The following is a 13603-nucleotide window of genomic DNA, read 5'->3' as shown; positions in this document are numbered from 1 at the left end:
GATGACAGATGCCCCGGCCTTGCTGGCTAATCCGGCCTCCCGGCCTGCCCGGCCGGGGCATCTCACTTGACGCCGGCCTGCATGAACGACTGCATGAACTGGCGCTGGAACAGCAGGAAGGCCAGCACCAGCGGCCCCACGCACAGCAGCGTGCCGGCCGACAGCACGCCCCAGTCGACGCCGGTCTCCGGCGCGGCAAACAGCGCCATGCCCACGGTGACCGGCCGGCTGGCTTCGGTCTGCGTGGCCACCAGCGGCCACAGGAAGTTGTTCCAGTGATAGCTGACCGACACCAGCGCGTAGGCCAGGTACGTCGGCCGTGCCAGCGGCACGTAGACCTTCAGCAGGATGCCCAGCCGCCCCATGCCCTCGATGCGCGCGGCATCCTCCAGTTCCTGCGGCACCGTCATGAAGGTCTGGCGCAGCAGGAAGATGCCAAACGCGCTGGCGATGTAGGGCAGCGCCACGCCCAGCCAGGTATCCACCTGGCCCGCGCGAGCGATGGTCAGGTAGTTCTCGGTGATCAGCACCTCGGGCATCACCATCAGTTGCAGCAGCACCAGTCCGAACACCAGGCTGCGGCCGGCAAACTGCATCCGCGCCAGCGCGTAGCCAGCCAGCGTGCACACCGTCAGCTGCAGCACCAGCAGCAGCGTGACGATGCAGACGGTGTTGACCAGATAGCGCGCGAACGGCGCCACGTTCCAGGCTTGCGGAAAGTTGTCCAGCCCCCACGGCGTTTGCAGGCTCAGCCGCATGGCTTCGCCGCCCGGGTGAAAGGCGCCCCAGCACAGCAGCAGCAACGGCGAAATCCACAGCAGGCCGGCGACGGCGCCGGCAACGGGTAGCAAGGCAGCGCGAAGGAAGGTCATCGGTAGTGGACGCGGTTGCGGGACAGCCAGAACTGGATTGCCGAGCACAGCGCCAGGATCGCCAGCAGCACGATGGTCAGCGCGGCGGCATAGTTCGCGTCCTGGAACTTGAACGCGATCTCGTACAGGTAGTACAGCAGCAGCGTGCTGGCGTTGTTGGGGCCGCCGCGCGTGAGCACGAACAGGTGATCGACCAGCTTGAACGCGTTGATCAGCGCGTTGACCACCACGAACAGCGTGGTGGGCGCCAGCAGCGGCAGCACCACATGGCGCAGCCGGTACCAGGCCGACGGGGCCTCCAGCCGCGCGGCGTCGAGCTGCTCGGTGGAGATGGACTGCAGCGCCGCCAGGTAGAAGATCATGAAGAAGCCCGCCTCTTTCCAGATGGTGACCACCATCAGCGCGGGCAGCGCCGTATCGACATCGCCCAGCCAGTTGCGCCCGGCAATGCCCACCCACGCCAGCAGCCGGTTCAGCAGGCCGATGTCGGGCGCGTAGAAGAACAGCCAGACGTTGGCGGCGGCCACCATCGGCAGCATGGTCGGGGTGAAGAAGGCCAGCCGCAGCAGGCCGCGTCCCGCGTAGCGCTGGTTCACCCACAGCGCCATGGCCAGCGCCAGCACCACCGACACCGGCACGGTCACCAGCGCATACCAGAGGTTGTTGCGCACGGCCTGACGGAACACGGGGTCATCCATCAGCGCCGCAAAATTGTCGAGGCCCGCGAACGCCGGCGGAATGCCGGGCGCCTGCATCTGCACGCTGTGCCAGAGGCTGCCCACGATGGGCCAGTAGGTGAAGGCGGCCAGCAGCACCAGCGCCGGCAGCAGCATCAGCCACGCTTGCGTGGCGTGGCCGGAGGTAGGAGTTCTGGCTTTCATGAGGTCGGCGCCGGGCCGGCGGGAAATCAGGTCACCGCGGAGCCGGCGGGCGCCGGCTCCGCCGTCATCAACGCTGGTAGGGCTTCAGCACGCGGTCGGCCTGTGCCTGCGCGCCAGCCAGTGCGGCCTTGGGCTCCTGCTGGCCGGCGATGGCCGACTGCAGCGCATCTTCCAGCAGCTTGCGCACGCGGCCGGCCTGGTGCGTCGACAGTTCGGCGGTCGCCACCGACAACTGGTCACGCGCCACCAGCGACTGCGGCACCTTGGCAGCGTAGTCCTTCAGCGTCGGCGTCTCGTAGCTGGCCTGGCTCACACCCATGTAGCCGGTCGCCACGCTCCACTGCGCAGAACGCTCGGGCGCGGTCAGGAACTTGACCAGGCGGAACGCGGCACGCTGCTCGGCATCGCTGCCGCTCTTGAACAGGTAGAAGTTGCCGCCGCCGGTGGGCGAGCCCGGCTCGGTGTTGCCGGGCAGCGGCGCCACGCCGACGTCGAACCTGGCTTCCTTCAGCACGGCGGTCAGGTTGCCGGTGGAATGCCACATCATCGCGGTCTTGCCTTCGACAAAGTTCTGGCGCAGCGTGCCCCACTCGATCAGGCCCTTGGGGCTCACGCCGTCCTTCGACAGCGACGTCCAGTACTCCAGCGCCTGCACCGCCTTCGGGGCGTCGAACGTGGTGCGCGTGCCGGCCGGGTTCATCAGCGTCTGGCCGTTCTGCTTGGTCAGCGCGCCGAACATCCAGTAGGCGTAGCCGGTGGACGGGATCATCACGCCCCAGCGGCTGGTGTTGCCGCCGTCGCGCTTCACCAGCCTGGCCGCGGCCTCGCGCATCTCGGTCCACGAGCGCGGCGGCTGGTCGGCGTTCAGGCCGGCCTGGCGGAAGGCGTCCTTGTTGTAGAACATGACGATGGTCGAGCGCTGGAACGGAATGCCCCAGGTCTTGCCATCGGCGCGGCCGTTGTCCATCAGGCCCGGGTAGAAGCTCTGCAGCCATGCCTTGTCTTCGGCCGTGGTGGCGAAGTCGTCGAACGGACGGATCACGCCCAGGTCCTTCAGTTCGTGCAGGTCGATCGAAAACAGCACCGACGTCTGCACCGGCGTACCGGCCTTCAGCGCGGCCAGGGCCTTGGTGCGCGCGTCGTCATAGTTGCCCGCGTAGATGGCGTTGACCTTGACGTCGGGATTGGCCTGCTCGAACTCGCCGACCAGCTTGTCGACGACCTGCGTCAGCGGGCCGCCAACGGAAACCGGGTAGTACATCGTGACCTGCGTCGGCGCCGCACTGGCCGCCAGCGACGCGAAGCAACTGAGGGTGCCGAGCGCGACGGCCAGGCATCGGGTCTTGAACGACATGAACGCTCCTAGTAGATAGTCAGGGCAAAACGGTGGACAAAACCTTGGAGGCCGCCGGCGCGTCGTCGATCGCAAAGCGATGCTCGCGCGCCGCCGGCCACTGCACCATCAGGCGGGTACCGGGCGCCGGGGCCACGCGGCCCGCGTGCCGCACCAGCAGCGGCTGGTCGTGCAGCCGCACTTCGATCAGCGTGTCGGCGCCGTGATATTCGGAGCGGACCACCTCGGCCGCGTGGCCGCCGCCCAGTTCGATATGTTCGGGCCGCACGCCCAGCCAGTGATCGGCGCCCGGCAGCCGGATCAGGTTCATCGGCGGCTGGCCGATAAAGCGCGCCACCACCGGCGTGGCCGGCTGCTCGTACAGTTCGGTGGGCGTGCCGGTCTGGGCGATCTGGCCCTGGTGCATCAGCACGATGCGGTCGGCCATGCTCATCGCCTCGACCTGGTCGTGCGTGACATAGACCACCGTCAGGCCAAGCTGCTGCTGGAGCTTGCGCAGTTCCGCGCGCATCTCCGCGCGCAACTGCGCATCGAGGTTCGACAGCGGCTCGTCCATCAGGCAAAGCGGATGCTGCGACACGATGGCGCGCGCCAGCGCCACGCGCTGCTTCTGGCCGCCCGACAGCGCCGCCGGCTTGCGCGCCAGCAGCGTGCCCAGCCCCAGCAGTTCGGCGGCGTGGTGCAGCCGGTGCGTCTGCGCGTCGCGCGCCACCTTGCGGGCACGCAGGCCGAACAGGATGTTGTCGGCCACGCTCAGGTGCGGAAACAGCGCGTACGACTGGAACACCATGCTCAGCATGCGCTGCGCGGGCTCCAGCGCGGTGACATCGCGCCCATCCAGGTGGATGCGGCCGGCGCTGGGCAGGTCCAGCCCGGCAATCAGGCGCAGCAGCGTGGTCTTGCCGCAGCCGGACGGGCCCAGCAGCGCGATGAACTCGCCACGTTCGATGTCGAGGTCGATACCGCGTAGCACCGCGTGGTCGCCGAAGCGCTGCTGCAGCTGTTCGAGTCGCAGATAGGCCATGGGATTCAGGAAGGAAGGCGCGCGTGGCGCCGGAGGCTCAGCACAGGTGCAGCGCCACGCCGGCGCGCTCGCACAGGTTCGGCAGCGTCGGCAGCGCGTCGGTGGCCTCGGTATCGGTGAACAGGTGGTCGATCTGGTCCAGGCCGGCCACGCGGCACGGCGCGTTGCGCAGGCACTTGCTGCTGTCGGCCAGCAGCACGCGCAAATGGCTGTGCGACAGCAGCACCTGGCTCAACTCGGCCTCCTCGGGCTGGAATTCGTAGAACGTGCCGTCCGCGTCGATGCCGGCGGCGCTGCAGATCGCCACATGCGCACGAAAACGTCGTACAAAATCCAATGTGGCGCTGCCCATCACATCGAAATCGCCGGCACGCAGGCGTCCGCCGGCCACCCAGGTTTCGATGCGCGGCTTGTCGGCCAGCGCATGCACGGCACCCAGGTTGTTGGTGATCACGCGCAGCGGCAGGTCGTCCGGCAGCGCACGGGCAAAGTCGGCCACCGTGGTGCCATAGCCCAGGAAGACCGTGGCATCGGCCTCGACCACGCCGATGGCCACCTCGGCAATGCGCCGCTTGCGCTCGACATGCGCGGTACTGCGCTGCAGATAGCTGATGTTGTGCTGGCTGGCCGGCAGGCTCAGCCCGCCGTGCATCCGGCGCGCCAGACCCTGCACACTCAATTCATTGATGTCGCGCCGGATGGTCTGGCTGCTGACGCCAAAGCGGCTGGCCAGTTGTTCGGTACTGAGGTAGCCGGCATCGTTCAGCCAGCCAAAGATTTCACGTTGCCGCGGGGTCAGACTCATCGACGCTCATTCGCTCACTTTGCATGCTCGAACGAAAATGTAAGCGCGCGATGTGACGCTTCCGTGACAGTCCTACCCCTCCCGGCGTGGGGCACCCGTGCCGCCCTGGCGCCGCAGCCGCCGCCAGCCCACGACCACACCGCTGACCGACATCGCCAGGCCGACGATGGACAACGCCCAGACCACGGCGTCCCAGAGCGGACGATGCCGCGTCAACGTGACAAGGTCATAACTGTGGGCGGCGTTGAACAGCCAGCGGTACAGCCGCCGGCTGTCGTCGCTGCGGCCGATGACCTGGCCGGTTGCCGGATCGACATAGGCCCAGGTACCGTCCGGATCGTCGAAGCCGACCCGCAGCACCGGGAAGCGGCGCGCATGGTGATGGCTGTACCAGTAGGCGTCGGGTTCGTTCTGGACGATTTCCGATGCGATCCGGGCATCCGGCAGCAGCGTGGCCGCCGCGCGCACCAGGTCGTCGGGATTCCATTGGACGGTCGCACCATCGTGCGGATCGACGGCCCGCACCCCGCCGTCTCCCGTCGACGCCAGCAGCACCGGCCGGCCACCCACCCACGTCATGCGCGCTTCGCGCACGCCGTCGCCCAGCGTCTGCCAAGCCGGCGTCGGGAACGATGCGGCGGTATGCCCGGCGTGGCGCTGCAATGCCGCCCCATCGAAGCCGCGCCCGTTGAACCACTGGTTCGGATTGACCGACAGCCAGCCCGAGATCAGCCAGCACAGCAGGAACAATGCCCCCGCCAGCCCCGCCACGTGGTGCCAGGCCATCCAGCCGTGATACGGCGACGTACCGCCCAGGCTGCCGTGGGCAAAGCGGCGCCGCACGCGCAGGCGCAGCCAGCCGATCCAGATGCCGGTGATCGCCACCGCCACGCAGGGGCCCGACGTCCACAGCACCACCTGGCGCCACAACGGCGGGTCCTGGCGGATCGGCGTGAAGTAAAGCCAGTGCGGCACCGAACCCAGCCAGTTCCAGAAGCGCTCCGTGCGATGGGTATCGCGCATGACCTCGCCAGTCCGGGCCGACACGTAAAGCTCGGTGCCCTGCCCATCGTCGATACCGATACGGTGCAGCGGCCGCCAGGGGTTGAGACCGTTCGGCACGGTCCACTGGTCGCGCTCGGCCGTCTCCAGCCATTGCGCGGGCTTGCCGGCGAAGTGCTGCGCGGTGGCCTGTGCCGTTGCGGCATCGACTTGCGCGATCACATGGCCGTCGAGGGCCGACACCGTATGCGGCCGACCCTTGCCGTCGACCATGCGATAGACCGGCAGGTCGCCCGCCATCTCCAGCCGCAGGCTGCGCGGAAAGGCATCGAGCCCGGCCGCCGCCATCGCTGCGTCGGGGGTGATGGCCACGCGCGATGCGTCGATACGCGGCAGGCCGGCCAGCCGCTCGGCGTCGGTCAGCGCCGGAAAGCCCACATACATCATGACCAGCCCGGAGCCGAACCACATCGCGATCAGCAAGCAGCCGGCGATGCCCATCCAGCGATGGATCAGATACAGCCAGCGCTTCAGCCTGACCTTGCGTGCCATGGCAGCCGGGCCTCAGAAGTAGAAGTTGGCCGACAGCTCCGCCGAACGCGGGCGCCCCAGCAGCCACTGCTGGCCGCCGTTCGAGAACGATTCGGCGTAGTCGCGGTTGAACAGGTTGTAGACGCGCAGCGTCAGTGCCGCCTGCTTCGAGACGCGCCAGGACAGCGCGGTGTCGACCGTCGTATAGCTCGGCACGCGCACCCTGTTGGCCGTGTCCGCGTAGCGGCCGCCCACGTAGCGCAGACCCGTGGCGAACGTCCACTGCGGCATGAAGTTCCAGCTCAGCCAGGCGTTGGCTGCCTGCTGCGGCACGCTGGTCGGCACGTTGCCGGCGCGCGACACCGCCACGCCGCCGACTGATTCGTTGAAGTCGTCGTAGCGCGCGCGCAGCACCGTGCCGTTGACGTCCAGGCGCAGGCCGCGCAGCACTTCCACGCTGGCCGATGCTTCCAGCCCGAGCGACGACTGCTCGCCCACCTGCTGGGTGATCGTCGGATTCACCGGGTCGCGCGACAGCAGGTTCTTCTTGCGGATCTCGTACGCGGCAAACGTCCATTCGCCGCGATTGCCCCAGAACGCCTGCTTCACGCCCACTTCCACCTGCTTGCCGGTGGCCAGCTCGAAGTTGCGCTGCGCGTCGTTCGTCGTCACCAGCGCGCCAAGCGGATCAGTGGCCGTGGCGTACTGCGCGTAGACCGACAGGCTCGGCGTGAACTGGTACACCGTGCCCACGCGCCAAGTGGTGTTGGCGAAAGTCTTCTCCCAGCCCGTGTTGGCGACCAGATCGGTGCGGTACAGCCGGGCATGGTCGAAGCGGACGCCGCCGATCACCGACCACTGCGGCGTAAAGGAAATACGATGTTCGCCGAACAGCGCGTACTGCGTCGTGTTGGTCCGCAGGCGCGGCGACGTGACGATGCCCGGCGGGCTGAAGAACATCCCCGGATCGAAATCGTACGCATTGACCGTCGACGCACCGCCGTACGGCGAGTTGTTGGAATGCGTGAAGTTGATCTTGTTGATGTCGAAGCCCACGGTCGTGGCGTTTTCCAGCCCGAACAGCCGGCTCTTGACGGTCAGGTCCGCGCGGTTGCCCACCTGCTCCTGGTCATGCAGGATTTCCAGATAGTCGGTGCGGCGCACCTGCGAGGTCGCCGGCAGGAACGCGTAGGTCTCGCTGTCGCGCCAGTGACGATGGCTGGTCAGGTAATAGAACTGGTTGCGTACCGTCACGCGGTCATTGGGCGTCCATTCGGCGTTCAGGCGCGTCCAGCGGTCGCGGTAGCTGATCTGGGCGTCGCCCACGTTGTAGTTCTTCTTGCGCAGCGACGTATCCAGGCTGCCGTTCACCAGCGGCACACCGAAGTACTGCTGCGGATGCTGGGTGCCGTCGTCATAGGACAGCGTCAGGTTGAAGTCCGGGTTGATGTCCAGCCGCACCGACGCCGACACCATCAGGTTGTTGGTGTCCCCGCGATCGACCCAGCCGGCCGACCGGTTGTAGGCCGTGGCAAAGCGGTACGACAGGTTGTCGTTGACCTTGCCGCCGCTATCGAACGCCACGCGCGCGGTCTTTTCGGTGCCGCCGGTGATCTGAAGCTCGTTCTCGATGGGCCCGCGGATCGGCTTCTTCTGCACCACGTTGATCACGCCGCCAATGGCGCCTTCGCCATACATGACCGATGCCGGCCCGCGCAGCACTTCGATGCGATCCACCGACCAGGTGTCGAACGGGAAGGTGACGGTGCCCGATGCCACGTACATGCGCGTGCCGTCGAGCAGCTGCATGACCGACCCCTGGCCGGAAAAGCCACGCGCCGTCAGCGACGTGCCGCCATTGCCGGGGGCGGGGTTGCCCGTGATGCCCGTGGCGCGCGTCACGGCCTCGCGCACGGACTGGTCGCCGCGTGCGCGGATGGTCTCGCCGCTGAGCACTTCGACGCTGGCCGGCGTTTCCAGCGGGGTCAGGCCCAGGCGGCTGCCTGTGTATTCGGGTTTCGACAGAGCCAGACCAGGTGGGTCGATCTGGGCCGCCCCGCTGACCGTGACGGCCGGCAGCGTGCCTTCCTTCCGGTCGGAAGCGGCTTCCTGGGCCAATGCATAAGGGAGATTGAGGCTGGCGACGGTGCCGAGCGAAGCGGCCAGCAGACGCGGCCGGTGGCCACGCGCCAGGGGTGTGCGGCGTTTGGCCGAGCGCGAGCGGCCTGCGGAATGCGCGGACAGGTTGTAAGTCATCGTAAAGCCGGACGACCCCGCCCGGACAAATGGAGTTCGATGATGACAACAGGCCGGTATCCGGGCTTGCAGGGCGGCGCTCACGCGCCCGGGATGCCGTCGCCTTCCCACGCCGCTTGCTGCTGGCGCAGTGACCGCCGATCCAGAGGATCGGCCTGACAGTTCCCAACCTGCTTACCGTTGCGGGGGCAGCACAAGCATTGCCGCGATGTTCTCGACGATCGGCGGCGCACCTGTTTCCCGTTTAACCGACGAAATACCCGTCGGCACCTGCAATCACGGACGGCACACGGGAATCGTGTGCCGCGGCGCGCATTCTACCTGCAACAGCTTTGATACAAACGCGACAAAAGGACACGCGCCTGGCGTGCCAGCCGCGTGGGGTGAGCGCGCCTTAGAACACGCGGGTCAGGAATTCCCGCGTCCGCGCCTGGACAGGCGCCCCGAACAGCTGCGCCGGCGGGCCCTCCTCGACCACCTTGCCGCCATCCATGAAGACCACATGGTTGGCCACCTCGCGCGCGAAACCCATTTCGTGCGTGACCACCAGCATCGTCATGTGCTCGTCGGCCAGCTGGCGCATGGTCCGCAGGACTTCGCCGGTCAGTTCGGGGTCAAGCGCCGAAGTGGGCTCGTCGAACAGCATGATGTCCGGCTCCATGGCCAGCGCACGGGCAATGGCCACGCGCTGCTTCTGGCCGCCCGACAAGCGCGACGGATAGCTGTCGCGCTTGTCGAACAGGCCCACCTTGCGCAGCAGGTCTTCGGCCAGCGGCACGACGCGGTCACGGGACATGCCCTTGACGGTCATCGGCGCCTCGATCAGGTTCTGCAGCACGGTCAGGTGCGGAAACAGGTTGAACGACTGGAACACCATGCCCATCCTGGCGCAAATACGACGCAGGTCGGCACCCTTGGCGTAGTGCACGCCGGTGGCGTCGGTCGTCGCCAGCGCTTCGCCTTCAATTTCCAGCGTGCCCCGGTCGATCAGTTCCAGATGGTTCATGCACCGCAGCAGCGTGCTCTTGCCCGAGCCCGACGGGCCGATCACGGCGGTCACGTCGCCCTTGCGCAGGGACAGCGACACGCCCTTCAGCACATCCAGCGCGCCGAAGGACTTGTGAATGTCGCGGGCCGACACCATCAATGGCCGCTCGCGCACGCCGGCATTCTCATTGATCGTATCTTGCATAGCGTTTTTCGAGGCGTTGGAGGAGCCACGTCAGAACCAGCGTCATCACCAGGTAAAACAGTGCGGCCACCAGGAACGGGGTTGTCGTGAAATCGCGCTGCACGATGCTGCGCGCCGTGCGCAGGATGTCATTGAGCGCCAGCACGTAGATCAGCGAGGTGTCCTTGACCAGCGTGATGGTCTCGTTGCTCACCGGGGGCAGCACGCGGCCAATCATCTGGGGCAGCACGATCCGGCGCATGGTCTGGAAGTAGCTCAGGCCCAGCGTCTTGCTGGCCTCGTACTGGCCACGCTCCACCGACTGGATGCCGGCCCGGAAGATCTCGGCGAAGTACGCTGCGTAGTTCAGCGCGAACGCGACCACGGCGGCGGGAAAGTCCGGCAGCCGGATGCCGACATAGGGCACGAACGGCAGCGCGAAGTAGATGAAAAGCATCTGCAGCATCAGCGGCGTGCCGCGCATCAGCCAGATATAGCCATTCACCAGGCCACTGACCGGCGCCCACGCCGAGATCCGCAGCAGGGCCAGCGCCAGGCCCAGGGGCACCGACAGCGCCAGCGTGATGGCGAACAGGGTCAAGGTGACCTTGGCCCCTTCCATCATCGGCGGCAGGAGAGAAAGAACGTAGTCCATGCTGAAACTGAAACGTTACGACGCAGGTGCAACAGGGCCGGTGCAAATTGCCATGTCTACCGAACCCTGTGCAGCCTGCGAGGTGGCTGTCCTTACTTGGTGATGTCCGCGCCGAACCACTGGGTGGCGATGCGCGCGGCGGTGCCGTCCTGCTTCATCGAAGCCAGGGTCTTGTTCAGCTTGTCCAGCAGCTCGCCATCGTCCTTGCGCACGCCCACGCCGTAGTCTTCGGTGCCGAAGTTCTCGGTCAGGATGCGATATTCGCCGGCGCGCTTGCTGGCCAGGTAGCGGCCCACCACTTCGTCCACCACCACGGCGTCGAGGCGGCCTGCCGACAGGTCCATCAGCGCCGTCACATTGTCGCCAAACGACTTCAGTTCCTTCAGGCTGGCAGCCACGGTCGCCTCTTTCTTGATGGCGTCGACGGCGCTGCTGCCGTCCTGGGCGCCGACGATGCGGCCGGCCAGGTCAGCCTTGGTCTGGATCGGCGACTTGGCGGTCACGATGACGATCTGGTGGTTCGTCATGTACGGCGCGGTAAAGCTGATGTTCTTCTTGCGGTCCTCGGTGATCGTCAGGCCGTTCCACAGCACGTCCACACGCTTGCCGTTCAGCTCGGCTTCCTTGGCGCTCCAGTCGATCGGCTTGAAATCCACCGTCATGCCGAGCCGCTGCGCCGCTTCCTTGGCCATGTCGATGTCGAAGCCAACCAGCTGGTTGTTGGCGTCGCGGAAGCCCATCGGCGGGAAGTTGTCGTCCAGGCCCACCACGATGCTGGTGCTGGCGCTGGCAGGCTTTGCCGCCGGCGTCGGGTCGCTCTTGCCGCAGGCGGCCAGCAACGAAAGACCGGAGATCAGGAGAACGGCTGCTATTTTTTTCATGATGTCGAGGAGAGATGAAGGGTGCGGCAACACGCGCCGCCACGCCGATGGCAGGATCGCCGCCATTGGCACCATTCGCGCCCGTTGGCGCAACTGGCGCTCACGTCCAGGCAGCGGCCCGCCACCGCGCACAATTGCCCCGCCGCGCCGGGTTGTCCGCCGGCATGGTGCAAAAATCGGGAATTGGGCGCGGAATCAAGCCGATTCGGCAAGTCGATCCGCAGAGGTCGCTGAACGCGTGAACAATCGGCCACTTGGCGTCCTGGCCAACCGGGTTGACCGATGGGCAGCGCCGGGTGGCCAACCAACAGGCCGACATTCTACAGGGACGCACGGCGCGGCAGGCCGTGATCGCCGCCGCGCCCGATGTCATCCTCCATCTAATTGATACCTGAAAGGCACTTGCGGTGCCGATAACGGGCCGTCTCTGGCGAAACGGCCAGGTCTGCCACCCTGCTCCGCCGGGTTCCGATCAAGCGGGCATCGCCGGTGGCCAGTTGTGCGTCTCGGCCTGGCAGTGCTTGCACCAGGCGTACAGGGCGTCGTACATCACCATGCCTTGCCGCAACATGTCGTGGTCGTCGGCGAAGGTTTTCGACAGGCCCAGCGATATCGCGTACAACCCGCCCGATTCCCGGGTGAGGTCCAGCCGCGACGTGTCGGCCCCCCGGACGATGGCGGCAAGCTGGTCGAGCGAGGGGTCGTCCAGGCCGTATTTCTTCAGGAAGGCGTCGAAGCTGCACAGTTCTCCCTCATGCGACAGCTCGACGCCGGGGATGTCGTAGGGAATCGCCCCGCTGCGCCGCGCTTCGGCCAGCACGTCGCCAGCGGGTACATAGAGGAACTCGGGCGACGGATCGATAAACCGGGCGACCAGCCACGGACAGGCAATCCGGTCGATCTTCGGGAACTCTCGCGTAATCCATTTCATGATTGGCTCCTGAACATCCGCCAACGCCGGCTGACATCAGCCGCGCAGCAACGGATAGACGATCAGCCCGACGATGGCCGCGCCGAGCACGATCACCGGCTCTGGCAGTGTCTTGAATCGCCAGAGCAGGAGCACCGTGGCCACGGCCAGCGCAACCGTCGGGACATCGATCAACGACCGTCTGGCCAGCACGATCACGGCCCCCGTGATGGCGCCCACGGCCGCCGCCGTCACGCCATCCACGAATGCGACGATGGCCGGCCGCTTGCCGTACTTCTTGAAGTACGGCGCCGGGATGACGGTAAACAGATAGCAAGGCAGGAAGGTGGCCAGCGCGGCCACCACCGCACCGGGCAGGCCGGCGACCAGATAGCCGATGAAACCCACGGTAATCACCACGGGCCCGGGCGTGATCATGGCAACCGCCACGGCATCGACAAACTGCTTGTCGTTCAGCCAGTGATGCTCGGTCACCACGCCGCCGTACAGGAACGGCACGATGGCCAGCCCCGAGCCGAACACAAACGCCCCGGCCTTGGCAAAGAACACGCCGATCTGCACGTGCAGCGGCCAGTCCAGGCTGCTGGCGAACCCGCCGACCATCGGCAACTGCGTGGCGGCGAGGGCGTTGACGCCCCGCTCGCGCAGCCACTTCGGCGGCGCGCGCCAGAACCAGACCAGCAGCCCGGCGGCCAGGAACAGCCAGGCGATTTCCGATTCGGTGATGACCGTGACCGCCGCCAGCACAAGATAGATGCCCCACAGCAATGGGTCCCGGCCCACGCTCTTGTTGGTCAGCTTGTACGCGCTGAGCGTGATGATGCCGATCACCGCCGCGCCCACGCCGTAGAACACCGACTGCATCCACGTCAGGCCGCCGAACTTCGTATAGGCCCAGCCCAGCGCCAGCACCATCAGGAACGACGGCAGGACAAAGGCGACGCCCACCAGCGTGGCGCCGACGATGTGGTAGTGCACGTACCCCAGATAGATGGCGAGTTGCGCGGCCATCGGGCCGGGCGCCAGTTGCGCCAGCGCAATGCCTTCCTTGTAGTCCCCATCGGTGATCCATTGCCTGCGCTCGACCAGGTCGCGATGCATGTAGCCGGCCAGCGCCACGGGGCCGCCAAAGCCCAGCGTGCCCAGGCGCAGCATGTAGAAGACCAGTTGCCAGAGGCTGTAGCGGGCGCCATCCTGCCCGATGTCCCCCGTGGGAGGCGTGTCTTGCGGATGCATGTGC

General features: G+C 66.7%; 12 protein-coding genes and 1 riboswitch. All 12 genes read right to left on the bottom strand.

What is annotated here, in order from left to right:
• Positions 1 to 62 precede the first annotated feature (62 nt).
• Positions 63 to 872 carry a carbohydrate ABC transporter permease gene (locus tag CYJ10_RS02775; protein ID WP_101680017.1) on the bottom strand — a complete coding sequence of 270 codons (810 nt, stop codon included), beginning with the start codon at positions 870 to 872 and terminating at the stop codon, positions 63 to 65.
• Positions 869 to 1753: a carbohydrate ABC transporter permease gene (locus tag CYJ10_RS02770; RefSeq protein WP_101680016.1), complete on the bottom strand. Its 885-nt coding sequence runs from the start codon at positions 1751 to 1753 to the stop codon at positions 869 to 871. Before CYJ10_RS02770 ends, CYJ10_RS02775 begins: the two co-directional genes overlap by 4 nt.
• A 67-nt stretch (positions 1754 to 1820) precedes the next feature.
• The gene (locus CYJ10_RS02765; protein ID WP_101680015.1) at positions 1821 to 3107 is read right to left on the bottom strand and encodes an ABC transporter substrate-binding protein; all 1287 of its coding nucleotides are present in this window, start codon (positions 3105 to 3107) and stop codon (positions 1821 to 1823) included.
• A 19-nt stretch (positions 3108 to 3126) separates the two neighbouring features.
• The gene (locus CYJ10_RS02760; RefSeq protein ID WP_101680014.1) at positions 3127 to 4131 is read right to left on the bottom strand and encodes an ABC transporter ATP-binding protein; all 1005 of its coding nucleotides are present in this window, start codon (positions 4129 to 4131) and stop codon (positions 3127 to 3129) included.
• A 37-nt stretch (positions 4132 to 4168) separates the two neighbouring features.
• Positions 4169 to 4936: a DeoR/GlpR family DNA-binding transcription regulator gene (locus tag CYJ10_RS02755; protein WP_101680013.1), complete on the bottom strand. Its 768-nt coding sequence runs from the start codon at positions 4934 to 4936 to the stop codon at positions 4169 to 4171.
• Positions 4937 to 5008: 72 nt separating this feature from the next.
• Positions 5009 to 6490 (bottom strand): PepSY domain-containing protein, encoded by a 1482-nt coding sequence (locus CYJ10_RS02750; RefSeq protein WP_101680012.1) that lies wholly within the window; start codon positions 6488 to 6490, stop codon positions 5009 to 5011.
• Between the two features lie 12 nt (positions 6491 to 6502).
• Positions 6503 to 8725, bottom strand: a complete 2223-nt coding sequence (locus tag CYJ10_RS02745) for a TonB-dependent receptor (protein ID WP_101680011.1) — start codon at positions 8723 to 8725, stop codon at positions 6503 to 6505.
• A gap of 34 nt (positions 8726 to 8759) precedes the next feature.
• Positions 8760 to 9014, bottom strand: a riboswitch (cobalamin riboswitch).
• Between the two features lie 105 nt (positions 9015 to 9119).
• Positions 9120 to 9869, bottom strand: coding sequence for an amino acid ABC transporter ATP-binding protein (locus tag CYJ10_RS02740; RefSeq protein ID WP_101680395.1), 750 nt, complete (start codon positions 9867 to 9869; stop codon positions 9120 to 9122).
• A 28-nt stretch (positions 9870 to 9897) separates the two neighbouring features.
• Positions 9898 to 10551: an amino acid ABC transporter permease gene (locus tag CYJ10_RS02735; protein ID WP_101680010.1), complete on the bottom strand. Its 654-nt coding sequence runs from the start codon at positions 10549 to 10551 to the stop codon at positions 9898 to 9900.
• 92 nt (positions 10552 to 10643) lie between these two features.
• The gene (locus tag CYJ10_RS02730) at positions 10644 to 11432 is read right to left on the bottom strand and encodes an amino acid ABC transporter substrate-binding protein (RefSeq protein WP_101680394.1); all 789 of its coding nucleotides are present in this window, start codon (positions 11430 to 11432) and stop codon (positions 10644 to 10646) included.
• Positions 11433 to 11904: 472 nt separating this feature from the next.
• A complete protein-coding gene (locus CYJ10_RS02725; RefSeq protein WP_101680009.1) occupies positions 11905 to 12363 on the bottom strand; it encodes a chromate resistance protein ChrB domain-containing protein in 459 nt (152 codons plus the stop codon).
• 36 nt (positions 12364 to 12399) lie between these two features.
• A complete protein-coding gene (locus tag CYJ10_RS02720; protein ID WP_101680008.1) occupies positions 12400 to 13599 on the bottom strand; it encodes a chromate transporter in 1200 nt (399 codons plus the stop codon).
• Between the last annotated feature and the right edge of the window lie 4 nt (positions 13600 to 13603).

The sequence above is a fragment of the Cupriavidus pauculus genome, assembly GCF_002858765.1.
GTDB classification, from domain to species: domain Bacteria; phylum Pseudomonadota; class Gammaproteobacteria; order Burkholderiales; family Burkholderiaceae; genus Cupriavidus; species Cupriavidus pauculus_B.
The sequence above is the reverse complement of the archived record's forward strand: the minus strand, read 5'-3'. Positions and strand labels throughout refer to the sequence as shown.